The sequence below is a fragment of the Enterococcus sp. DIV1304_2 genome (assembly GCF_050555445.1).
Lineage (GTDB): Bacteria > Bacillota > Bacilli > Lactobacillales > Enterococcaceae > Enterococcus_B > Enterococcus_B pernyi.
In genome coordinates, this window is record NZ_CP187851.1 from 452,501 (window position 1) to 477,316 (window position 24,816).

20 protein-coding genes (1 of these 20 running past the window's edge) are annotated in these 24,816 nt (G+C 39.7%); 16 read left to right on the forward strand and 4 right to left on the reverse strand.

The window, feature by feature from the left end:
- The 3 genes from IGJ14_RS02180 to IGJ14_RS02190 form a co-directional block, all read right to left on the reverse strand.
- Positions 1-184, reverse strand: the start of a protein-coding gene (locus IGJ14_RS02180) for an S-ribosylhomocysteine lyase (RefSeq protein WP_010736339.1). It extends 275 nt beyond the left edge of the window; 184 of the gene's 459 nt are visible here — the first part of the coding sequence; the start codon lies at positions 182-184; the stop codon falls past the left edge of the window.
- Between the two features lie 152 nt (positions 185-336).
- Complete coding sequence (locus IGJ14_RS02185) at positions 337-1,485, reverse strand: cystathionine gamma-synthase (RefSeq protein ID WP_023519092.1); 1,149 nt, start codon at positions 1,483-1,485, stop codon at positions 337-339.
- A 48-nt stretch (positions 1,486-1,533) separates the two neighbouring features.
- Positions 1,534-2,451: a PLP-dependent cysteine synthase family protein gene (locus IGJ14_RS02190; RefSeq protein ID WP_195475880.1), complete on the reverse strand. Its 918-nt coding sequence runs from the start codon at positions 2,449-2,451 to the stop codon at positions 1,534-1,536.
- A 376-nt stretch (positions 2,452-2,827) separates the two neighbouring features.
- On the opposite strand from IGJ14_RS02190, the gene efp reads away from it, so the two are divergent.
- On the forward strand, positions 2,828-3,388 hold the full coding sequence (efp, locus tag IGJ14_RS02195; RefSeq protein WP_010736336.1) for an elongation factor P: 561 nt from the start codon (positions 2,828-2,830) through the stop codon (positions 3,386-3,388).
- 56 nt (positions 3,389-3,444) lie between these two features.
- On the opposite strand, the gene IGJ14_RS02200 is transcribed toward efp, so the two are convergent.
- Positions 3,445-4,938 (reverse strand): helix-turn-helix domain-containing protein, encoded by a 1,494-nt coding sequence (locus tag IGJ14_RS02200; protein ID WP_195475878.1) that lies wholly within the window; start codon positions 4,936-4,938, stop codon positions 3,445-3,447.
- 354 nt (positions 4,939-5,292) lie between these two features.
- On the opposite strand from IGJ14_RS02200, the gene IGJ14_RS02205 reads away from it, so the two are divergent.
- The 15 genes from IGJ14_RS02205 (at position 5,293) to IGJ14_RS02275 (ending at position 24,310) form a co-directional block, all read left to right on the forward strand.
- Entirely contained in the window at positions 5,293-8,739 is a 3,447-nt protein-coding gene (locus tag IGJ14_RS02205; RefSeq protein ID WP_430608219.1) for a SpaA isopeptide-forming pilin-related protein, read from the forward strand.
- Positions 8,736-10,088 (forward strand): isopeptide-forming domain-containing fimbrial protein, encoded by a 1,353-nt coding sequence (locus IGJ14_RS02210; RefSeq protein WP_023519095.1) that lies wholly within the window; start codon positions 8,736-8,738, stop codon positions 10,086-10,088. Before IGJ14_RS02205 ends, IGJ14_RS02210 begins: the two co-directional genes overlap by 4 nt.
- Complete coding sequence (locus tag IGJ14_RS02215; protein ID WP_108145929.1) at positions 10,085-11,953, forward strand: SpaH/EbpB family LPXTG-anchored major pilin; 1,869 nt, start codon at positions 10,085-10,087, stop codon at positions 11,951-11,953. Before IGJ14_RS02210 ends, IGJ14_RS02215 begins: the two co-directional genes overlap by 4 nt.
- A 39-nt stretch (positions 11,954-11,992) precedes the next feature.
- Entirely contained in the window at positions 11,993-12,838 is an 846-nt protein-coding gene (locus IGJ14_RS02220) for a class C sortase (protein WP_065096265.1), read from the forward strand.
- A 91-nt stretch (positions 12,839-12,929) separates the two neighbouring features.
- A complete protein-coding gene (gene trhA / locus IGJ14_RS02225) occupies positions 12,930-13,571 on the forward strand; it encodes a PAQR family membrane homeostasis protein TrhA (protein WP_010736330.1) in 642 nt (213 codons plus the stop codon).
- A gap of 274 nt (positions 13,572-13,845) precedes the next feature.
- Positions 13,846-15,102 carry a diaminopimelate decarboxylase gene (gene lysA / locus IGJ14_RS02230; protein WP_019723557.1) on the forward strand — a complete coding sequence of 419 codons (1,257 nt, stop codon included), beginning with the start codon at positions 13,846-13,848 and terminating at the stop codon, positions 15,100-15,102.
- Positions 15,089-15,895, forward strand: a complete 807-nt coding sequence (gene dapF, locus IGJ14_RS02235) for a diaminopimelate epimerase (protein ID WP_430608220.1) — start codon at positions 15,089-15,091, stop codon at positions 15,893-15,895. Before lysA ends, dapF begins: the two co-directional genes overlap by 14 nt.
- Entirely contained in the window at positions 15,892-16,773 is an 882-nt protein-coding gene (gene dapA, locus IGJ14_RS02240) for a 4-hydroxy-tetrahydrodipicolinate synthase (protein ID WP_019723555.1), read from the forward strand. Before dapF ends, dapA begins: the two co-directional genes overlap by 4 nt.
- Positions 16,770-17,489 (forward strand): 4-hydroxy-tetrahydrodipicolinate reductase, encoded by a 720-nt coding sequence (gene dapB, locus IGJ14_RS02245; protein ID WP_019723554.1) that lies wholly within the window; start codon positions 16,770-16,772, stop codon positions 17,487-17,489. The genes dapA and dapB overlap by 4 nt, the downstream gene beginning before the upstream one ends.
- A gap of 1 nt (position 17,490) precedes the next feature.
- Entirely contained in the window at positions 17,491-18,186 is a 696-nt protein-coding gene (gene dapD / locus IGJ14_RS02250; protein WP_019723553.1) for a 2,3,4,5-tetrahydropyridine-2,6-dicarboxylate N-acetyltransferase, read from the forward strand.
- 20 nt (positions 18,187-18,206) lie between these two features.
- Positions 18,207-19,202, forward strand: coding sequence for an aspartate-semialdehyde dehydrogenase (locus tag IGJ14_RS02255; RefSeq protein WP_023519099.1), 996 nt, complete (start codon positions 18,207-18,209; stop codon positions 19,200-19,202).
- On the forward strand, positions 19,199-20,548 hold the full coding sequence (locus IGJ14_RS02260) for an aspartate kinase (protein WP_195339084.1): 1,350 nt from the start codon (positions 19,199-19,201) through the stop codon (positions 20,546-20,548). The genes IGJ14_RS02255 and IGJ14_RS02260 overlap by 4 nt, the downstream gene beginning before the upstream one ends.
- Positions 20,508-21,602 (forward strand): amidohydrolase, encoded by a 1,095-nt coding sequence (locus tag IGJ14_RS02265; protein WP_195339083.1) that lies wholly within the window; start codon positions 20,508-20,510, stop codon positions 21,600-21,602. The genes IGJ14_RS02260 and IGJ14_RS02265 overlap by 41 nt, the downstream gene beginning before the upstream one ends.
- Positions 21,603-21,637: 35 nt before the next feature.
- Positions 21,638-22,810, forward strand: coding sequence for a pyridoxal phosphate-dependent aminotransferase (locus IGJ14_RS02270; RefSeq protein ID WP_195339082.1), 1,173 nt, complete (start codon positions 21,638-21,640; stop codon positions 22,808-22,810).
- Positions 22,811-22,930: 120 nt separating this feature from the next.
- Entirely contained in the window at positions 22,931-24,310 is a 1,380-nt protein-coding gene (locus tag IGJ14_RS02275) for an FAD-dependent oxidoreductase (protein WP_104775556.1), read from the forward strand.
- Positions 24,311-24,816 lie beyond the last annotated feature (506 nt).

The following is a 24,816-nucleotide window of genomic DNA, read 5'->3' on the forward strand; positions in this document are numbered from 1 at the left end:
CAGTTAAATGTTCTAAAGAATGCAAACCTGCCATATCCATGTGTTCTTTGTTTGGCTGTTTGAAACGGACATCATATTTGATGATCAAATCGCCATGCTCGCCTTTTTTGCGATCAGCTACACGAACATAAGGGGCTTTTACTTTACGGTGATCTAAATTAAAACTTTCGACATTCATTTTCATATTGAATTACTCCTAACTATCTGATGATTCTTTTTAGGGAAATGAAAATCCTCTAAAAAGATTGGGTCGATTTATCTAAATTCTAACACTTATTGCAGGTCAGGTGTAGAAAACTGATTGATTTTTTTTCAATTCTTTAAAGATAAAATGGATCAGTGATTTTTCAATTGAGTAAAGGCTTGGTTCAAATCATCTAAAAGATCTTGGGCGTACTCGATTCCTACGGATAAACGAATCAATCCGTCTTTGATTCCAGCTTTTTCGCGTTTTTCTTTAGGTACAGAGGCATGAGTCATCACAGAAGGAATTTCCACTAAACTTTCGACACCACCTAAGCTTTCAGCGAGGATAAATAGTTGCAAAGCTTCTACAAAAGGAATGGCATCTGCGTCGTTTTTCAAGGTAAAGGAAACCATTCCGCTATAGCCGGACATCTGTTGTTTCGCAATTTCATGATTATTATGAGTTGTTAGACCAGGGTAATAGACTGCTTCAACTTCAGGATGGTTCGCTAATAATTCTGCTACAGCATAGGCATTTTTTTGATGTTCTTCCATACGCACACTAAGAGTTTTGATCCCGCGTTGCATCAACCAACTATCTTGTGGACCTAATACGCTACCGATGGCATTTTGATAGTAACCAATTTGTTCCGCCAACTCTTGGTTGTTTGTCGTAACTAATCCAGCAACGACATCACTATGCCCGCCTAGATATTTTGTGCCACTGTGTAAAACAATATCAGCGCCTAATTCTAAAGGTTTTTGAAAGTATGGTGTAGCAAATGTGTTATCCACGATTGTTAACAGGTCATGATTTTTTGCAATAGCAGCCCCTGCTTTCAAATCGGTGATTTTAAGTAGAGGATTACTTGGTGTTTCTAGGTACAAAGCTTTTGTATTGTCTTGAATTGCTTCTTCAATCTGTGCAAGATTACTTGTATCAACGATTGTATACTCTAACCCATTTTTTGTAAGAACATTATCAAATAAACGGAAAGTTCCACCATAGACATCATCGCCTAAGAGAATGTGATCTCCAGATTGAAATAAGGAAAAGACTGCATGGATTCCTGCTAGACCTGAGGCAAAGGCAAAGCCACGAACGCCACCTTCTAAGTCTGCGATCAATTCTTCTAAAGCAAAACGTGTTGGATTACCTGAACGTGAATATTCGTATTCTTTCGGTTGTCCAACTGCATTTTGGCGGTAAGTCGATGTTTGATAGATCGGTACGCTAACTGCACCGGTTGTCGGATCTTCACTAATACCACCATGGATCAATTTTGTTTGAATATGCATAATTATTTCCTCCAATTTCTTCATTGAGTTTATTGTGTCGTTTGTTTCTTACAGATAAATATTTTTTGATAAGTAACGATCGGACGTGTCTGGAAATATGGTCAGGATAGATTGTCCGTTCGGTAGACGTTGTGCTTCTTTTATGGCTGCGGCAAAAGCGGCTCCGCTCGAGCTGCCTACTAATAATCCGTGTTCTTTTGCTAGTTGACGTGTGTAAGCAAATCCTTCAGCATCAGAAATCGTTTCAAATTGATCAATTGTCAACTCACTAAGAAAAGGGGGGACAAATTCAACGCCGATGCCTTCAATTTCGTGCCCATGTGAAGGACCACCATTCAAAATCGATCCTTCTGGCTCAACACCAATCAAGCGAAGTTCAGGTAAACGATCTTTTAGAAATTTTGCGGTTCCAGCAAACGTACCACCACTTCCAATACCGGCAACAAAACTATTGATTGACCCTTCCAATTCTTGAAATAATTCAGGCCCCAATGTTTGGTAATAAGTGGCTGGATTGTCTGGGTTTTCAAACTGCAAGGGAACATAACTATTTGGGATTTCAGAAGCTAATTGTTTACTTTTTTCGATCGCACCAACGATTCCTTCTTCTGTAGGAGTGTGTACGATTTTTGCGCCTAGTGCCTGCATGATTTTTTGTTTTTCTATACTAAATTTTTCTGGTACGACAAAAATTGTTTTTAAATTGAATTTCAAAGCTGCCAGACCTAAACCAATCCCTGTGTTACCAGCAGTTGGCTCAATGATCGTTGTTTCTTGATCGATTTTTCCGCTCTCAAGACCGGAAGTCAATAAATACAAACCTAAACGGTCTTTGATACTACCTCCTGGATTCAAGTATTCCAGTTTTGCATAGATCACGGAATCTTTTGGCATAGGAAAATCTTGCGCAGTAAATTTATAGACGGGTGTATGCCCGATTGCTTCAGTAATTGATGAAATGATCACGAATCCAAACCTCCAAAAAAGTAAAATAAAAAGGAGCTGACTATTTAATCAGCTCCTCGTAAGATCATAAATTGAAAAGACTAAGAAAGAAAACACTTTCACTACAGAAAGAGATCTTTCATTCAACTATGAAGGGCAATTAATAGACATGGCAAACAGTATGCTGTTTTTATACACCATACAACAACAACACTTCAATTGTTTTAAGTAATTGATTGCCATGTTTATCCCTCCAATAATGATTTAATTAAAAATAGCATGAAAAAATAAGAAAGTCAAAGACTATCATTTGAAAAGCAATAATTTCCTAGTTTTATAGACGTTTGTCTGATACAATAAGGGTGATTATGATTAAGAAAAAAAGGAGCAAAAAATAATGATCTCAGCAAGCGATTTAAAAGCCGGAATGACATTTGTCCAAGACGGAAAATTGATCAAAGTAATTGATGCAAGCCATCACAAACCTGGTAAAGGAAATACTGTGATGCGTATGAAGCTAAAAGATGTTCGTACTGGTGCTACTTATGATACGACACTAAGACCAGACGAAAAATTTGAAAAAGCACACATCGATACAAAACCAGTTCAATACTTATACACAATGGATGATACAGCATTCTTTATGGATCTAGAAACATACGAACAATATGAGATCCCTGTAGAAACTGTAGCTGAAGAAATGAAATTTATCTTAGAAAACATGGAAGTTAAAATCCAATTCTTCGGTAGCGAAGTGATTGGTGTCCAATTACCAACAACAGTTGTCTTACGTGTCGTTGAAACACAACCATCGATCAAAGGTGCGACAGTGACTGGTTCTGGTAAACCTGCAACAATGGAAACAGGCTTAGTAGTCAACGTACCTGATTTCATTGAAGCAGATGAATTACTAGAAATCAATACAGCAGAAGGTTCATACGTAAAACGTGCAAAATAACCGAGTGTAGTAAAAAAGCTTTTAAGCAAGATGCTTAAAAGCTTTTTTTTATATTATTAAGCAAACAATGTTTGTAGTTTTAAATGATGGACTTCTAACAGTCGTTGATACAGATTTGTCTCAAAGTCTCTATAATGACAAAAATCAAGGACTGTATACTTAGAAGAATCAAGACCATTAGGAATCAGCAGGGGGGAACCAAAGATGAAAAAGTCATATTCTTCAGTGATGGGAAGCGTGAGTCGCTCGATATCTACAAAGGGGATCTTCTTGCCTAAATTCAAGATTTCTGCGGAGATCAGATGCTCAGAGACGTTGACAAACCCAACTTTCAATTTATAGTTTTCATCGATTTCTGAATAATACGGATAAAGTAAACAGGCTTGTAGAAAGGCTAATTCACTTACGCATGATTTCAGCCATGTGTAGTTTTTTCGTTGTGCGACCTTTTTCCAAAATCCTTCGATTTTGATTGTCAAGATACGTAAAAGTGGATATTTATCTTGAATATAAGAAGAGATAAATAGTGTGGTCAAAGGGATTTTTTGTTTGAACATGCTAAAGTTACCGATGGATAGATAGAGATTCAAAAGTAAAGCGGGCTCTTTTTTAAAATGGAATGTACCGATAAATGTCTGACAATGCTCCTGAAATTCCTCTAAAATAGTTTTGATCTCATTGCTCGGTTGTTGATAGGAATGGTGAACGATCGGCACACGGATATCTTGATCAGAAGTAAGGAACGGCCAATAATAGAACAAATAAAACAAAGAGTTTACTTCTAAGATATCTAAACGAAGATCCGCAATTTTGAAGAAGTCGTAAAAAAAGTCAATGTTTGTTTCACTGGGAATAAAGGAATCTCTCGATAATCGATAGATATCCGTAAAATGATTATTTTCGATCCTCAGCAAACAAATCAGACAATGGAGACTAGCTTGTTTTTTTCCTAAGTCGAACTTATTTTTGAGCTGTGGACCTTCGTGCTTATAAATCAATGCGCGAACTTCTTGGCTGTAAGGAATGCTATCGAGACTTTCCCCTAATGAAACAAACCAAAAGAAATTGAAAAAGATGATACGAATCAGCGTTTCAGAACCAGATAAGATAAGATTCGACAAATTCAAGTTGATATTGTATTCCTTCAGATATTCAGCCAATTTTTTTGTTTGTCGAAAACATGTTGAGCGGCTGATAAAATGGCGATTGCAAAAAGCTGCAAGATCTTCATCTTGTTCAGTCAGAAGACTGATCAATAATTTATAAGGAACACTTTCTGTTGATAGGAAATGTTGGTATTGGGTATATTGAACAAGTTGTTCAGGAATGGATAACTTGTTTTTAGTATGTAACAGTTTAATATCAGTAAATTGTTCTAAATCATCTTGTATAGCACATAGGATTTTTTTGAAACGGGTCGGACTGAAATAGAAATCTAAGTTTTCTCGTACATGATCTAAACTATATTCCCCCGGCCATAAGGTCATTATCTTTCCATACACATTTAATTTCATTCTTGCATGGTCATCTAATAAAATTTTTTCAATCAATTCTTCACCTTCTTTTTATATTTTTATTATTAATACCGTATTTATTTTTCCTTGTAAATACTTGTCTCAATTTTCTAAAAAAACTCTACCGGATTTAGAAATATTTTTTTAAAATTTGTCTCAAAATTATTGCTCAATGAGTATATTTTGTGAGAGAAAAGAATAATAAATCGGTTTTAAATAACTAATCATTCAATGTATTCGTTTTACTATATCAAATTTAAAGCTCCTTAAAATAACTGTAATTTAATAGTTAGAGACAAAAGAGAAGAGAACTAGAAAGATTAGTGAATTTTTTCTTTTTTTTATATTATCTAATTGAATTTTAAAGTTTTTCTAAGGAGGTATCCATAAATGAAGAAGCGAAATTATTTCATCGTTTTCTGTCTATTTTCTCTATTTTTCGTCACCTATTTCTATTTCCAAAAAGGAAAGACTGTGGCAGCTAATGAAGAGGCAACCATTGAAGTCTTAAATAATGAATATGGCAAAGTAAGTATTAGGAAAATAGATCGTCAGCTAACGGTCGTGTATCGATTAAATGAGCAAACACAAGAAAACAGATTTTTATTCCAGTTACATCCAAAAGATGCACCTGAAACGAATCTGCTTTCCTCTTATGTTTCTCAGGAATATCAAGAATACACAGATGAGCAACAACGAAAATGGCTAGCAGGTGATTTTTCTCAAGCCATTGAAGAAAAAGAATTGACCATTGAATTGCCGAGTACGAGCAAAGAATTTCAACTCAATATTCAGATAGAAGAAAAAACGGGTCAGTTACTTTTATCTGACCCAGCTTCCTTTTCATTTTCTATAGATAACGAGAATCAGGAAACTGCACAAACGAGTGAACCAACGTCTGAAACCACGACTTCTTCTGAAAACAGTGAGGTGTCGGATGATTCATCGATAGCTAAAAACGAATATCGTCCGTTTGAACAACCAAAATTATTCAATGAACAGTTGAAACCGAAAGGGTTAGCGACGATTGAACCGGAATATACCACAGATGAGCAAGGAACCTATCCGCAAGCGATGTGGCAACCGGAAAATGACGAGAATGTACGAAATCATCAAGGGAATCGTCATGGTCAATCACAATGGGATGGATTGACGAATTGGGATGGTGACCCAACCAATCAAAACAATTCTTATATTGAATATGGTGGGGAAAAAGAAGAAGCCGATTACGCAATCCGTAAATTTGCCAAAGAGACAGCGACTCCTGGATTGTTTGACTTGTATCTGAATGTTCGAGGAAATACCCAAAAAAATATCCCTCCTTTAGATGTCGTTCTGGTTGTTGACTGGTCTGGCAGTATGAATGAGGACAATCGTATTATTGAAGTGAAGAATGGGATTGATCGATTTGTCGATACCTTATCAGAAAGTGGTGTAACGGAAAAAATCAATTTAGGTTATGTTGGTTTTTCTAGTGAAGGCTACGACAATCGAACGATACCGATTGCAGGATTTGATTCTGTAAAGGAAGAAATCCAAGCAGCCACACCTGATTCAACAAGTGGTGGTACGTTTACTCAAAATGGTTTACGTCAGGCAGGCGAGATGTTGTCTGAACAAAATGGTCACAAAAAGGTGATCGTTCTTTTGACTGATGGTGTTCCGACATGCTCCTATCACGTATCAAGTGTGGTGACTGAAGAGGACGTTAGTTATTATGGCGCGACTTTTAGCAATCAAGTCGATCATCCCGAATATACTTCAAAAATTTCCCCGCCTTATCTTGTACCTGTTAGAGACCAATATTCACAATGGCGTTGGATCAATTCAACGTTTACAGCAACGATTGGTGAAGCAATGGCATTGAAACAACGAGGAATCGAGATCCATGGCTTGGGTATACAGTTGCAAGGAGATGAAACTGAAGGCATCACGAAAGAGGAAGTAGAACGTCGAATGCGTAAGATGGTTTCCACTGGCGAAGACGGCACGGCATATTATGAATCTGCCAATGAGTCTACAGATATTGCTGATTATCTAGCCAAAAAAGCTGTGCAGCTTTCTGGAACAGTCGTTGATGGAAAAATCACTGATCCAATCATTGATCCATTTGTTTATCAACCAGACAGCGCTTCTGTTACAAGTGTAGGGACAACCCCTCTATCGATTGAGCCACTTCTCTCTATTGATGGGCAAACGATCAACGTCGATAAAATCTATTTAGAAAAAGGGCAAGAAATCCAACTACATTATCAAGTGAGACTCCAAACAGAAAGCAAAATGTTCGAGACTGATACTTGGTATCAAATGAATGGGCAAACAATCTTCCAACCAACGAGCAACCCAGATGTTCTTGCTAAATTCGGTGTGCCGTCAGCCAAAGCACCAGGTGTATCTCTTGATTTTTTCAAAGAATGGGAAGAATTTGATCAAGATACGACGACTCGACCAGAGAAAGTGATTTACGAAATCAAGCGAACAGGAATCACCGAAACATCTAGTTGGGAAAGTGGCTATGTACAATTAAGTAAACCGGAAGAGGAGAACACCAATGTTTGGGAGCGAACCAATATCACCAAACTTCTAGCGTCCAGTGAAGCGTCTCGTGAAACCCTCAGCTTGCCAAAACACAACAATCAAGGGCAAGAATTTCACTATGAAGCGGTGAATGAGTTAGATGTACCAGGATATCAATCAGAAAAAGTCAACGCAACGACTTGGAAAAATAAAAAACAATTTGTTCCTTTAGATTTAAAAATAACCAAGAAAACTTCGTCAGCTGACCATCTCCTAAAAGGAGCAGTGTTTCAACTAACGATTGAAGGTCAGAAGATTCAGCTGATCGACCATGAGGATGGTACCTATTCATTGCCAGAAGGCACACGCCTTGAAAAAGGAAAATCTTATACATTGACAGAAATCAGTGCACCTGCTGGACATGAAAAATCGGAAAAGCAGGCGTGGGAAATTGCTATTTCTGACAATGGGGAAGTAACAGTGGACAAACAACAAGCTACAGTCACTGATCAAGTGATCCAATTGACGATTGAGAATCCATTTGCAGACCTTCCGATAGCCATAAGAAAATATACCGAAAAGGACAAACAAAAAATCAATCTGGCAGGAGCAACTTTTGCTTTACAAATAAAAGGAGAAACAGGAACCTATCATACACTGAAAGAGGAAGTTACCGCGTCATCAGGATTGGCAGAATTCGTGATACAAAAAGCGGGTGAATATCGCTTAGTAGAAACAGCAGGACCGCTTGGTTACGATACGATTCCAGGAAACTATGAATTTAAAGTTGACCCTTACGGTACGATTCTCTATGACGGAGAAAATGTAGAGGAAGATACCGTTTGGACATTGACGCATATGAATCAAATCAAACCTTTTGATTTAACAGTCCTAAAGCAAACGGATACAGGACAGGTGTTAAAAGGGGCAGTCTTCCGACTATCCGGTTCAGATGGACAGGTTGAATTACCAAACGACGATAAAGCAACTGATACATTTGTTTTTGAGAACCTAAAACCGGGTGAGTACACGTTGGAGGAAATCAAAACACCAGAAGGTTATCTGGGGTTAGAGCAACCCGTACAGATCGTTATCCAAACGGATGGAAAAGTAACTGTAGATGGTGAACCATCAGAAATCCAGTTACAAACTGATCATACGAACAACCAAATCCATTTGGTCATCACCAATCAGGCATTGATCCCACTGCCTGAAACCGGAGGATCTGGCCGACTTGGCTTCCTATTATTAGGTATCCTTGCGATTGTTTCATTTGTCGTTTATTTAAGGGGGATGAGACGAGGAGGCATTTCAAGTTGACCAAGTATTATTGGTTCTTGCTGTTGTTGCCTTTTCTGTTAGTTGGTGGTGCCAAAACGTGTATCGCCCAAACACAAGAGATGGTCCAGTTGATTGTCCATACTACGCAACCCTCATCAGATAAACAAACGGAATCTCATAAAGCGAGTTTTGCGGTTTACGATGTGACAAAATCATTTTATCAATTACGTAAAAAAGGATTTACTGTCGAAGAAACACAACAAATCATTGCGCGACAAGGTACTTCAGCAGGTTCTTTTCTAATGGAAAAACTGGTGAAGTCGAACAATGATGGAGAAGATGTAGCAATCTTTGATCTACGTGAGTCAACGAATCAAATAGGTAACGTTTATTTAGTGAACGAAACCACTCACATAGCAGATGCGTTTGTAGGATCACAAAATGTAGTCGTGGTTTTGCCTCTTTATGATTCATATGATCACCCACAAAAGGCAATCCATCTCTATCCTAAAATGAACCAAGAGCCATCTGCGATCGTCTTTGAAAAAAAGCTTGTAGAGGAAAAAAACACTTATTCGATTGGTGAAAAGATCTACTATCAATTGGATATCCAGTTTCCAAATGGAATAGCAACTGAAGAAACATGTGTAGTCACTGACAGTGCGACGAAAGAGTTGGAGTTGCTAACTGAATCGCTCAAAGTCCATAGTGAAGAAAAACGCTTGGAAAATCTGACGTTTCATAGCCATAGTCAAGGATTCAGTATTGCGTTTAACGGTCAAGACTTGCAAGATCTGGCAGGTAAAACAGTGAGGATCAACTATCAGATGCGTTTACGACAAGATGCAATCGCTGATCAATCGATCATCAATCAAGCGACATTAGATATCGGAACAGCATCATTGTCACGAAGTACACGTATTCGAACAGGAGGGAAGTGGTTTCAAAAAGTTACAAAAGATAAGGAACAACAGGTGCTAGAAGATGCAATGTTTATGATCAAAAACCAACAGGAAGAATACCTGCATTTGAAAGATGGAAAATATTGCTGGAAAAAACGAGCAAGAGATGCAATAACGCTGACTTCTGATCGAAATGGCTTATTTTCCATCAATGGCTTAGCAGACGGAGAATATTTACTTGAAGAAATCAAAGCACCAAAAGGGTATAAAAGAAATCCTTATGCTGTCTCGTTTGTCGTAAAAAGTATGTCATATGCCATCAATGGACAACCTAGTGAACCTTTGAAAATCACTAATCAGAAACAAGAAACGAGTTTTCTTTTTCCAAAAACAACTGACGAAAAAATAAGTGTTGGTATGATTGGTGGCATATCGATCATAGGTAGTTTCATTATTTATCAAAAGAACAGGAGTAAAGAAGAATGAAGAATAGAAAAAATTTCAAAAAAGTATTACTATGTCTTATTTCATCACTACTTACACTGGTGGCATTACTTCCTAATCCACAAGTGTTTGCTGAAGGAATGGATGCACAATTGGTGATCCACAAAAAGAAAATGTTAGATTTCCCACAACAAGAGATCCAAAATACAGGGAAAGAAATGACTGAATTCAACAACTATCAAGGGTTGGCAGATGTGACGTTCCATGTGTATGATGTCACCGAATCATTTGCTGAAGCAAGAAAAAATGGCGCGACGATTGAAGAAGCAAAAGCGATCGTCCAATCACAGACTTCTGGCACAGCTCTTCTTTCTGGTACCACAGACGCTCAGGGGGATCTTTCTTTAGCATTGCCAAAAAAACAAGCTGGAAAAGATGCAGTTTATGTGATTGAAGAAGAAGCAAAATCAGGAGTAACAGCTGCTGCAAATATGGTTGTGGCATTTCCAGTATATGAACTGATCAAACAATCCGACGGTTCATATCAATATGGGACAGAAGAACTAGACGTAGTTCATTTATATCCTAAAAATGTCGTGGAAAATGAAGGAACGCTGAAGGTCAAAAAAGTAGGTTCAGCAGAAGGTGAAGCACTAAACGGTGCGGAATTTGTCATTGTGAAAGAAGATGCAGGTGTTGCCAAATATTTGCAAGGTGTAGCACAAGGAATGTATACATGGACAACTGATAAATCTAAAGCAAAACACTTTGTGACTGGCAAAAGCTATGAAATCGGTGAAGAGGACGTTGCTGAAAATGAAGCAGAGAAAGGTCAAATGCTCATTACTGGATTAGAAGTTGGCGAATATGTGTTAGAAGAAGTAAAAGCACCTGAAAATGCAGCGATGATCACTGAGCAAACGAAGACACCATTCACAATTGTTGTTGGTAGCCAAACGCCAGTTGAACTTATAGTGAAAAATGATACGACGAAAGTAGAAAAAGAAACGCCGCAATTAGATGGGCAAGACGTAGCAATCGGAGAACCGATCAATTATGAGATCAGCGTCAATATTCCTCTTGGGATCGCGGATAAAGAAGGATCAAACAATAAATATACCACCTTCAAATTGATTGATACACATGATCCAGCTTTAACATTCATGAACCAATCAACGGGAGAAACAGGTTATGCACTTTACGATGGTGAAACGATCATTGATTCAACAAATTACCACGTAACTGAACAAACAAACGGCTTCACAGTAACGATTGAACCAACTTATATTCCTTCATTGACTCCAGGTGGTACGTTGCGTTTTGTTTATTACATGCATTTGAATCAGTTAGCAGAACCAACCCAAGGCTATAACAACGAAGCAAATGTTGATACTGGACATATGACAGATCAAACACCACCAACTGTGGAAGTACTGACAGGTGGGAAACGATTCATTAAAGTAGATGGAGCAGTAGCTGATATCAAACCATTAGCAGACGCTTCGTTTGTGGTACGTGATCAAGATGAAGCAACAGCGAAATATTTGATCATTGATCCAGTAACAAAAGCAGTAGCGTGGACGACTTCACAGGAAGAAGCAACGATTTTCACGACAACAAGTGATGGATTAGTGGATATCACAGGCTTGTCTTATGGTACGTATTATTTAGAAGAAACAAAAGCACCAAACAATTATGTGAAACTAACTGAACGAATTGCGTTTAAGGTCGATCAGCAATCTTATGCTGTTGCAGGTGAATTGGTTGCACCAGAGAAAGTACCAAACAAACACAAAGGGACATTACCAGCAACTGGTGGCAAAGGCATTTCATTGTACATTTTCTTAGGTGTGGTTTTACTGACAATCGTGGGTGCATACTGGCTAAAACGACCAAAAGTTAAATAGTATCAAATGAAGAACAAGTGACTCGCTGAGGAGAATAAAATGAAACAAAAAAAATGGCGTCTGTTAGATCTAATCATGTTCTCGGTATTTTTTATCGGTGTCCTCAGCTTGGCGTATCCTTTTGTCAGTGATACGTTGAATAATTATCTCGACCAGCAGATCATCAAAAATTATCAAAAAAAGGCAAAGTCTGAACATGCGACAGAACTTGCTGAATTACAAAAGCGGATGATCAAAAAAAATGAACAACTGGCATCAAACGTAGCGATGCCAGAAGCAGACCCATTTTCCAAGAAAAAAAAAAATGATCAAAAATCTCAGAAATCGTATATCGAATCACATACCGTTGGTGTTTTGACGATCCCCAAAATCAATGTCAGCTTACCGATTTTTGATCAAACAACGACGAAACTATTGGAAAAAGGCGCTTGTCTGCTCGAGGGCACCTCATACCCGATCGGAGGCAAATCGACACATGCGGTACTTTCCAGCCACCGAGGCTTGCCGCAAGCAAAATTGTTTACAGATTTACCTCAATTAAAAATAGAAGATCACTTTTATATTGAAATCAATGGACAGTATCTTGCGTATCAAGTCGATCAGATTAAAACCGTAGCACCGACAGAAACAGAAGCGCTACAAATCCAAGAAAATCAAGATTTAGTCACACTGGTTACTTGTACTCCGTATATGGTCAACAGTCACCGTTTATTAGTACGCGGACACAGGGTCGCTGTTGAACCAGAAGAAATAAAAGAATCGTTAGAAAAAGTGAAACGGGCGAAGCGTACTGCATTTTTACTCGTAAATGGCTTGATCAGTGTGTTTTTGTTGCTATTTCTTATCATGATGATAAAATATTTTACAAAAGTTATTAAAAAATAATATAGTTTCGGAAACTAGATGATAAAGTTTTTGTAAACAGAACATCTTTCATGTATAATGAAATTGAACAAACGAAATGGAGTGGATCAAGATGGAGATAGAATTTAGCCGAAAGTACCAAATCGTCAATGAAGTATTAAATGCGGTGACCCATGGGATTGCAGCTTTGTTAAGTCTGCTTTGCTTCAATTTGCTGATGGATCGCGCCCATACAACCTTAGATTATGTCGCTTTTGCGATTTATGGTAGTTCTCTTTTTCTGCTATTCTTTTCTTCTACGTTATTTCATAGTTTGATTTTTACGAAAGCAAAAAAAGTATTTCAGGTATTTGATCATTGTTCGATCTACCTTTTGATTGCTGGAACCTACACGCCATTTTGTCTGCTAGTCGTGCAAGGAACGACAGGACTAGTTTTGCTAAGTGTTATTTGGGCGACAGCAGTGATTGGCATCATCTATAAATGTTTGACTTTAACAAAGACAAACAAGGTATCAAAAGTTTCAACGATCATTTACAATGTGATGGGGTGGGCAATCATCGTTGTGCTACCTAAGCTCTATCAGAATATCGATTTGACTGGCTTGCTACTGCTAGTTGGCGGAGGAATCGCCTATTCTGTGGGATCACTATTTTATAGCATGAAAAGCAGACGATTCACCCATGTGATTTGGCATCTATTTGTCATGTTAGGTGCAGCGTTGATGTTTTTAGCAATCTATGTAAGTAATTGATTTAAGGAAAATATGATTCAAAAAACTGACCAATTTATTGGTCAGTTTTTTTGTCTATTTCTAAGAGAATTATGTGAAAATAAATAGTGGTTTTTTATTTTTTGTTTTCTGTATACAATAAAATTGAAAAATTAAACATTTTTGCTGAAAATAGCGATTTAAACTAGACAATTCAAACAATTTTGTTTAATATTATTCAAATAAAATTCAAATTATAATCTAAGGATATTTCAATTTGATGAGAAAATAATTTTTTGAAAAGAGGGAAAAGAGAATGACAGAATTAACGATCGGCGAAATTCCAGTGAGTCAATTAGCAAATGAATATCAAACACCCCTATATGTGTATGATGAAAAAAAGATGGAAGAAACGATAAAGTCGTTTAAGCTGAACTTTGATTCTGATTCTTTTCAAACAAAGATCTTGTATGCGTCTAAAGCCTTTCAAACGGTAGAATTACTCCATCTAATTGCTGAACAAGGGTTAGGTCTAGATGTCGTAAGTGGTGGGGAGATTTATACCGCGTTACAAGCTGGATTTCCTTTAGAAGATATTTATTTCCATGGCAACAACAAAACGATTGATGAATTAAGATATGCCATTGAAAATGATATACGCCATTTTGTTGCAGATAATGGGATGGAAGTCGAAGTCTTGGAAGAGTTAAGCCGAGAATATCAGAAAAAGCTACAGATCATGTTGCGATTGAACGTAGGGATCGAAGCACATACCCATGAATACATCGTCACCGCACATATCGATTCAAAATTCGGCATGCTTTACGATAGCGATGTTTGCCAACAAGCGATTGCACGTATCCAACAAAGTGAATTTCTTAGATTGGAAGGCTTTCATGCCCACATCGGCTCACAAATCTTTGATATGACTGCTTGGCTGGCTGAGATCGACCAGCTGGTTACCTACCTTGAAGATTTTCAACAACCGCTTTCTTTAAATCTGGGAGGGGGCTTTGGTATCCGTTATACCGAAGCGGACACACCTTTACCAATTGCAGAATCAGTCAAACATCTGGTTACACACACAGAGCAGACGCTAGCTGACAGAAACTTAACGATCGATCGCTTATTGATTGAACCTGGGAGAAGTATCGTTGGTGAAGCCGGAACAACACTTTATACAGTCGGCTATATCAAAGAAACACCTCACAAGAAATATTATTTTGTGGATGGTGGGATGACAGATAATATTCGACCGGCACTTTATCAAGCTGAATATACCTGTGATTTGGCAAATAAACTAGACATTGAAAAAACAGAAAAAGTGACAGTTGCCGGAAAAATGTGTGAATCAGGAGACGTGGTGATCCAAGAAACACAGTTGCCTCCTGCAGAGCCAGGTGATCTTCTGGCAGTGTATGCCACAGGCGCCTACGGATATTCGATGAGTAGCAATTACAATCGTGCACTGCGACCAGCAGTTGTTTTTGTCAAAGATGGCGTGTCGAGAGAAGTCGTGCGTCGGCAAACTTATGCGGATCTATTGAGAGGAGAAGTCTATGCAGATTTATAAATATAATGGTTGTGGCAATGATTTTATTCTCTTAGATTACGATAAAACGATCGACTATAGTCATTTGGCTCAAAGCTTATGTGCACCCACGGCTTACGATACGGATGGATTGATTGCTGTTAAAACCGAACCTTTAGAAATGATCTACTACAATAAAGACGGTAGCCGTGCGCCGATGTGTGGCAATGGTATCCGTTGTTTTGCCAATTATGTCAGCGATCAACAATTACTTGAAGCGCCACAATTTGCGGTCAAAACGCTTGCTGGGATGATCCATGTGACAATCCATTCACGAAAGCCTTTTTATTGCACAGTCGACATGGGTTCGCCGGACTACCGACCAGAGAAAGTAGGCGTAGCGCAATCAACACCTATCATCAAACAAACGCTGACGATTGATGAGCGAAAGGTAGAGCTGACTAGTTTATTCATGGGGACGATCCATACAGTTGTTTTTGTTGAAGATGCGTTGGCTGAATTAACCAAAGAGACTGGAGAAAAACTCTGCCATCATCCCTTATTCAAAGAAAAAACAAACGTCAATTTTGTCCAATCTGTCAATGAAGAAGAATTGATCGTCCGCACGTATGAACGTGGGGTCGGTTGGACACTAGCTTGTGGTACAGGTTGTTGTGCAGCGTATGTCGTCGCAAGAGATCAAGGCTACCTTTCCGGCTTACAAGCGACGATTCATTTAGAGCAAGGCGATTTACTGATTTCTGGCGATAAAACGATCACGATGGCGGGACCAGCCACATATGAATGGCATAAAAATTTGGAGGTAGAGGCATGATCAAAGGTTCGATTGTCGCGTTAGTGACACCAATGACGGAAACAGGTGCAGTGGATTATCTAGGCTTGGAGCAGCTGATTGCGTTTCATCTGAAAGAACAAACAGACGGCTTACTGGTCCTTGGAACAACTGGGGAATCACCCACACTATCTGAGGAGGAAGAGGAAGAGATCGTACGATTCACCGTTGAAAAAGTCAATGGACGTATCCCAGTGATTGCTGGTGCAGGATCAAATGCAACGGCGAAAACGGTCAAGAAAGTCCAACGCTTTGCTGAACTTGGGGCAGACCAATTATTAGTGATCACCCCTTACTATAATAAAACGAGTGATGTAGGGTTACTGGCTCATTTTAAAGCGATCGCAGACGCTTCCTCGCTACCAATCATCTTATATAACGTACCGTCACGAACAGGGATGACGATTTCGTTACCTGTATTAACAGAACTAGCGAAGCATCCACGAATCATCGGCATCAAGGAAGCCTCTGGTGATATGTCCTATACAATGGAAGTGGCGCAACTGATTGATGAATCATTTGCACTATACAGTGGCAATGATGATTTGATTTTACCTATTCTAAGTATTGGTGGTATCGGTGTGATCAGTGTTTGGGCAAATATCCAGCCAAAAGTAGTCCATGAAGTAGTTCATGATTACTTAAACGGAAACAGTCCTTCAGCAAAAGAAAAACAATTGACTCATTTAGCGTTGATCAATGCCTTATTCAGTGAAACCAATCCAATTCCAGTGAAAGCAGCAATGAATCATTTAGGCTTACCTGCTGGACCATTAAGACTACCACTGATTGAATTAGGCGAGGAGAAAAAGCAACAACTTATCGCACTGTTAACAGAAAACGGAGGGGCAAGCACATGAATATAGGGATCATCGGAAGTGGAAAAATGGGTAAGCGAATTGCAGAAGTTACCGAAGAATATCAACATCAGCCATTGAGTTTGACCGAATCCTTACAAGCAACGGAGGAATTATCGTTTGATCAGACACCAGCAGTCATGATCGATTTTTCTCATCCAGCTGGTTTGGATAAAATCTTGCGATACAGCAAAGCTCACCAAGTCCCACTGGTGATTGGCACAACAGGCTATACCGAAGAGCAATTTGCTGAAATCGCCCAAGCAGCTCAAACGATCCCTGTACTCTACAGTGCTAATTTTTCATTAGGGATCATGGTGATGAATCGCTTGATCAAACAAGCAGCTAAAGACTTAGCCAGCTGGCAGATCGAATTAATCGAAAAACACCACAGCCAAAAAAAAGACGCACCTTCTGGCACAGCCAAGCGCTTAGTAGAAACACTACAATCTGTTCGAGAGCTGACGCCTGTCTATCAATGGGCGGACAAATCACGAGAAGACCAACAAATCGGTGTCCATAGCCTACGTGCAGGCTCTTTTCCAGGAGAACATGAAGTCCTTTTTGCAACCAAAGATGAAGTTCTTTCAGTGAAGCACGAAGCCTTTTCAAATCGAATTTTTGCAGAAGGGGCAGTTCAAGCAAGTATCTGGTTGGCCGAGCAGTCAGCCGGTTCATATCAATTAGAAGATTTATTTGAACCTAGAGGAGGAGCCTAAGTTGAATGCACAAGAAATCATTCGTTTTATTCAAACAGCAGAAAAAAAGACCCCAGTCAAAGTTTATTTAAATGTATCAGAACCTGTCGAGTTTCCGAATGCGAAAGTATTTGGTGAAGTGCATAGTCCAATCGTTTTTGGAGATTACAAAGACATCGCGCCGGTACTAGAAAAAGAAGCGGAAAAAATCTTAGCGATCGAACTAGAACAAACTGCTAGAAACAGTGCAGTTCCTTTACTGGATGTCAAAGACATCAACGCTCGCATCGAACCAGGCGCTGTCATTCGTGATCAAGTGACCATCGGCGATCAAGCAGTGATCATGATGGGCGCTGTGATCAACATCGGTGCTGAGATCGGGGATCATAGCATGATCGATATGGGAGCAATCCTAGGCGGACGTGCGACTGTCGGTAAGAATTGTCATATCGGTGCTGGAGCTGTGTTAGCTGGAGTCATCGAGCCAGCTTCCGCTCAACCAGTAGTGATCGAAGATGGTGTATTAGTTGGTGCGAATGCAGTGATCGTCGAAGGCGTTCGTGTTGGAAAGAATGCAGTCGTCGCAGCAGGTGCAGTCGTTTTAGAAGACGTTGCCCCTGAGACGGTCGTTGGTGGTACACCGGCACGTGTATTAAAAATAAAAGATGATCAAACCAAAGAAAATACCGCATTGATTGCAGCACTAAGAGAATTGTAGACAAAGAAAGGATGAAAAACATGCGCGAAATAGATACCTGTATTGTCGGAGCGACGGGATTAGTCGGTCAAACTATGTTAAGAGTATTAGAGGAGTACGATTTTCCAGTAGGAAAACTCAAGCTTTTAGCATCCAAACGCTCTGCGGGGAGTCTGTCTGTGTTTAAGGGAAAAGAGTATGTTGTCGAAGAACTGACTGAGACTTCTTTTTCTGGGTATGATTTGGCGCTTTTTTCAGCTGGAGCATCCGTGTCTCAAACATTTGGCCCAATTGCACGTCAAGCCGGCTTAGTAGTCATCGATAATTCTTCAGCGTGGCGAGAAGATCCTACGATCCCGTTGATCGTCCCTGAAGTAAATCTAGAGGATCATACGTTAGATCCATTGATTGCCAACCCAAATTGTTCGACGATCCAGTCCGTGTTACCACTGAAAGCACTACAGAATACCTTTGGTGTGACACGTGTCAATTACACGACGTATCAAGCTGTTTCAGGTTCAGGGCAACAGGGAATCGCTGATCTACAGGCGACAAAAAATGGTGAACCAGCAACTTTTTATCCCCATGACATCAGTCAAACGGTCATTCCAGAAATCGATCGCCCAATGGAAAATGGGTATACCAAAGAAGAACAAAAAATGATCAATGAAACGAAAAAAATCTTGCATCAACCAGATTTGCCTGTATCTGCGACTTGTGTGCGTGTTCCCATCGAAAATGGCCATGGTGTCTCGATTGCTGTTGAGTTAGAAAAGGAATTTTCATTGGAACAAATCCGTGCTTGTTTCAGTCAGTTTCCAGGGATTTTGGTTGTCGATAACTTAGCAGAACACCAATATCCCACAAGTACATTAGCAAGAGGCACAGATCAAGTATACGTGGGGCGTATTCGTCGCGACCTCTCTGTTGAAAATGGCTTACTCTTTTATACCGTAGCTGACAATATTCGCAAAGGCGCTGCGGCTAACGCGGTGCAAATTGCTTTGGCGCTTCTACAAGAGGAGGTCCTTTCATGAAAGTCGCAAAATTTGGTGGAAGCTCGATGTCTCATGAAGAACAGTTCCGTAAAGTCCGTGAGATCGTGTTAGCTGATCCTAATCGAGAAGTCGTTGTCGTTTCCGCTTTAGGAAAAAGAACCGATGAAGACGATAAAGTGACCGATTTACTCTATTTGATCCATGCGTATCTTCAACATAAGGTTGATTGGACGCCACTATGGGAACGGATCACACAACGTTTTATTCAAGTAAGGGATCTTCTGTCACTCGACTTTCCGATTGAAAAAGAATTAACCGCGATCGAAACACATCTAAAACAGGAAAAAGTGACGATCGATTATTTAGTCAGTCGTGGGGAGTATCTGACTGCGCAATTGATGGCGGAATATTTAGGGTATACCTTTGCAGACGCAAGTGAGCTGATCTACTTTGATTATGAAGGGGGCATTGACTTTCCGCGTACAGAGCAAGCAGTACGCGAGATGTACCAGAAACACCAAAAGTTGATCGTCCCAGGATTTTATGGTGCCAACCCAGCAGGAAAAGAAAAATTACTTGGTCGTGGGGGCAGTGATATTACCGGCTCCGTTTTAGCAAGTGCCTTACAGGCAGATCTTTATGAAAATTGGACGGATGTTTCAGGCATCATGATGGCAGACCCAAGAATCATTGACTCACCGAAAGTCATTGAAGAGATCTCTTTCCGTGAATTACGAGAAATGGCTTATATGGGTGCCAATGTCTTGCACGAATCCGCGGTCTTTCCTGTACAAGAAGCTGATATCCCGATCCAAATCAAAAATACGAATCGACCGAATGATCATGGAACAAAAATCTCAAATCATGAAGTCGAAAAAGAAAATGGGTTGACGGGGATAGCAGGAAAAAAAGACTTTCTTTCGATCACCTTGTTCAAACGACATATGTCAGACGAGATCGGTTTTATTTGGAAAGCCATGAGTATTTTTGCAAAACATGGCATCTCGATCGAGCATATCCCCTCTGGCATCGATAATATCGGTGTCGTCGTTTCGGCGGAATTGATCATGGATAAATTGTTTTTGATCACGAAAGAATTACGTGAGGAATTAGGCGTAGAGGAAATCGAGATCATCGAAGACTTGGCTTTGATTTCTGTTGTAGGCGGCCCACATAAGGAACCAATTGGACTTTCTGGAAAAGTATTATCGATTTTGAATGAGTTAGAAATCAGGACCTCGATTTTATCGCAAGGTGCGCAAGAGTTGAATTTAATCATCGGTGTACCCAATACACAATATGAAACCGTGGTAAAAGGAATCTATGAAGGGATGGTGAGGCGACATGTTGGCAACACACCGAATGGCGTTACATCAAATTCCTGAACTTGGCTTTCATGAATTTAAAACGAAAGAATACCTTTACGAACAAATCAAAAACTGTGGTGGCGTGATCCATGAAATCGATGAGACAGGCTTATTGGTTTATTTTGATCAGCAACAAGACACAACGATTGCTTTTCGGACAGATATCGACGCGTTGCCCATCACTGAAGCCACAGGGTTACCTTTTGCGTCTACACACCCAGGATTCATGCACGCCTGCGGACATGATGGTCATATGGCAATGCTCTTAGGATTGACCGATTATATTGCCACGCACCGTCAAGAGATGCAGCACAATATCGTCTTGATTTTTCAACCCTCAGAAGAAATCGCTGGCGGGGCAGAAAGTGTGATCCGTTCTGGGTGGTTGGAACATTACAAGGTACAGGCAATCTTTGGTTTTCATTTATGGCCAGGCTTGCCAGAAGGAAAAGTATTTTCACGACCAGGTGCGTTGATGGCGCAAAGTAGTGAAACAGATATCATCGTCCAAGGCAGATCTGCGCATATCGCCTCAAGTAGTCAAGGCATCGATAGTTTAGAAGCAGCTGTGCGTTTTATGAAACAAGTCTATGACTTTGATGAATCTCTGCCAGAAAACCTTGAACATCTCTTGAAATTTGGTCAGATCACAGGTGGGACGATCCGTAATGTCTTAGCGAATGAAGTCGTGATCTCAGGCAGCATTCGTTCATACAGTCGTAAGACCCAAACGGACTTAAAGATGCAACTAGCACGACTAGCAGAAGAATTCCAACAAACTTCCCAAGCAAAGATCTCCTTTCGCTATAACGATGGATATCCTGCTGTTCGTAACGATGAACAGTTGTATGCAGCACTTGCCCACTCAGAGTTATTACATGAGTTGGCTGAGCCTGTCTTACAAGCGGAAGATTTCGGCGTCTATACAGAACACTATCCTTGTGTCTTTTTCTTCTTAGGTGTAGGTGATACGCCTGCCCTTCATGATGCAACATTTGATTTTGACATGGCTGTTTTAGAAAAAGGCTTGGAATGGTACCAAACAATCCTTTACACCAAGGAACTTTTCTGAAAAAATAAGGATAGTAACCAAAAGGGGAGAAGTCTATGAATCTACACCATCGTTTTAATCCAAGGCTGGCTAAAATTGAAGTCTCGCAGATCCGTATGTTCGATCAGCAAATCTCAAGCATTCCAGGCATCATCAAATTGACATTAGGTGAGCCAGACTTTTCAACACCTGAAGCAGTCAAAGAAGCAGGGATCACAGCCATCAAAGAAAACTATTCTCATTATACCGGGATGAGAGGTTTACCAGAATTATGTGAAGCAGCTTGTTTCTTCCAAAAAGAACGTTACGGTCTTTCTTATGATCCGCAAACGGAAGTACTGACAACGATCGGAGCCACAGAAGCTATCGCGACAGCTTTATTAGCGGTCTTAGAAGAAGGAGATAAAGTATTGATCCCAGCACCTGCATATCCCGGCTATCAACCAATCGTTGATCTAGCAGGTGCCGAGTTGATCACGATCGATACATCAGACACTGGCTTTATTTGTCAGCCAGAACAACTAGAAGAGGCGTTTGCCAAATACGGAGACGAAATCAAAGCAGTGATTTTGAATTACCCAAGTAATCCAACCGGAACATTGTTATCTGCGGAGCAAATGAGCAAACTTGCAGAAGTCTTGAATCAACACCCAGTCTTTGTCATCAGTGACGAAGTTTACGCGGAGTTGAACTACGTGGGAAATCATGTCTCGATGGCTACGTACTTGCCTGAACAAACGATCGTCGTGAATGGACTCTCTAAATCCCATGCCATGACTGGTTGGCGCATTGGGTTTCTCTTTGCTCAAAAACCAGTGATCGATGAATTGATCAAGGTCCACCAATATTTAGTTACTTCTGCCACAACGATTTCTCAAAAAGCTGCGGTCGAAGCCTTGACAACGAGTATGGACGAAGGGGAAAAAATGAAGGCCCGCTACGTCGAACGCCGAGATTATCTATTGCCGCAACTTACGGAATTAGGCTTTCAAATCTCTCAACCTGATGGTGCGTTTTATTTGTTCTGTCGCTTACCAGAAACCATCCAGATGAATTCGTGGGACTTTTGTTTAGCACTCGCAGAACAAGGTAAGGTTGCCTGTATCCCTGGCTCAGCTTTTGGACCGGAAGGCGAAGGCTTTATCCGAATCTCTTATGCAAGTGGGATGGATGACCTACAAGAAGCGTGTAAACGTATCGGCACATTTTTAGCACAATTAAAACAATAATATTAAAATAACGAATAAAATTTTTAGGCAAGCCTTTTCATTTGCATTATCATTCTTAGAATGATATCGTGAAATTGTTTAGAATGATTCTAAACAATTGTTATGAGGAGGGTTTTGTCAATGGAAAAAACGAAAGTAATTATTGTCGGTGCATCACATGGAGGGCATCAATCCATTTTAGAATTACTATCTAGATACGGAGAAAATGTAGATATCACTTTGTTTGAAGCAGGCGACTATGTTTCATTTATGTCATGCGGCATGGAGTTATATTTAGAGGATCAAGTCACTAGTGTGAATGATGTCCGTAATTTCAGACCGGAAAACTTTCCACAACCAAATGTGGGGATTTTAAATAACCACGAAGTTAAGACAATCAATGCAGATAAAAAAACAGTGACAGTTACACGTAAAGAAGATGGACATACGGAAGAGTATGCTTACGATAAATTGATCTTGAGTTCAGGTGTAAAACCAAACTCACTACCTGTTCCAGGAACAGACTTAGAAAATGTATATTTGATGCGTGGCTACAATTGGGCAACGAAAATCAAAGAACGCATGACAGACCCAGCAGTGAAAAAAGTAGCTGTGATCGGTTCAGGTTACATCGGGATCGAAGCAGCAGAAGTTTTCTTGAATGCAGGGAAAGAAGTAACGTTATTAGATATGATCGATCGTCCTTTAGGTACTTACTTAGATAAGGAAATGACAGATATCTTAGAAGCGCACTTAAAAGAAAAAGGCATGAACATCAAAACTGGCGTGAATATCAAAGCCTTCACAGGTGACGGTAAAGTCGCAGCCATCGAAACAGACAGTGGCACGATCGAAACAGATTTGATCATCCAAGCTGCCGGTGTCAAACCGAATACCGAATGGTTGAAAGGCATCGTTGACTTAGATGAACGTGGCTGGATCATCACAGATGAATACCTACAAACAAACTTACCTGATGTTTATGCAGTAGGAGATGCAACACTTGCTTACTCGATCCCAGCAGGCAAAAAAGTGCCGATCGCATTGGCAACAGTTGCACGTCGAGAAGCACGCTATGTCGTTCAACACTTATTCGAACAAACACCAAGCAAACCATTTGGTGGCTTAGTCGGCTCATCTGCGTTACGTGTGTTTGACTATCATTTTGCTGCAAGCGGCTTGAACAGCTTCACAGCTGATCGCGCAGGCGTAGCAATCAAAACAGCCTTCTATGAAGATACGATCCGTCCAAAATTCGTACCAGAAGAATTTGGGAACGGAAAAGCAGCTGTACAATTAGCCTATGATCCATTTACGCATCAATTGTTAGGTGGCGCTGTTTTATCAACGAAGGACATCACTGCACAAGGCAATGTCTTAGCATTAGCAATCCAACAAAAATTAACGATCGAAGACTTGGCAGAAGCAGATTTCTTCTTCCAACCAGGACACGACCGTCAATGGAGCTTACTAAACTTAGCCGCACAACAAGCACTAGGTGAAGAGCCATTTGTGGAGTAAAAACTACATTTATGTAATAGTAAATACGGAATAACAGGTGGATGGAAACATTCAGCCTGTTGTTCCGTTTTTTTATTTATTTGTAAGAGTTGTTTAGGCTGAAGGGAAATATTGACGATTATGCTTTTAAAACAGCTTTTTAGGAATGCAATAAATTTTTTTGGTATTTTTTGATATGATTAAGGTAGAAGTTATTTTAATTTGTTAAAGTAATATTTTAGTGCTTTACGTATATATATTTGTAGAGAGGGATCGGTTACTATTTATACATAGAATGGAGAGATGAAAGCTGACCTACGTTCGAATATTCAAAATAATCCAACTGGTTTTATTGGCGCTAAGCATCTATTTTGCAGCAATGAAAAATACGATCTATACCATACTGATTATGCTATCCCTATTTATTGAATATACCCAATCCGAGCAACCTAAAAATCCTTACAAATCGGGAAAAAATTCAATCTATCTACCGAATCAAACATCTAGAACGGAAGTGGTGTTTGCGC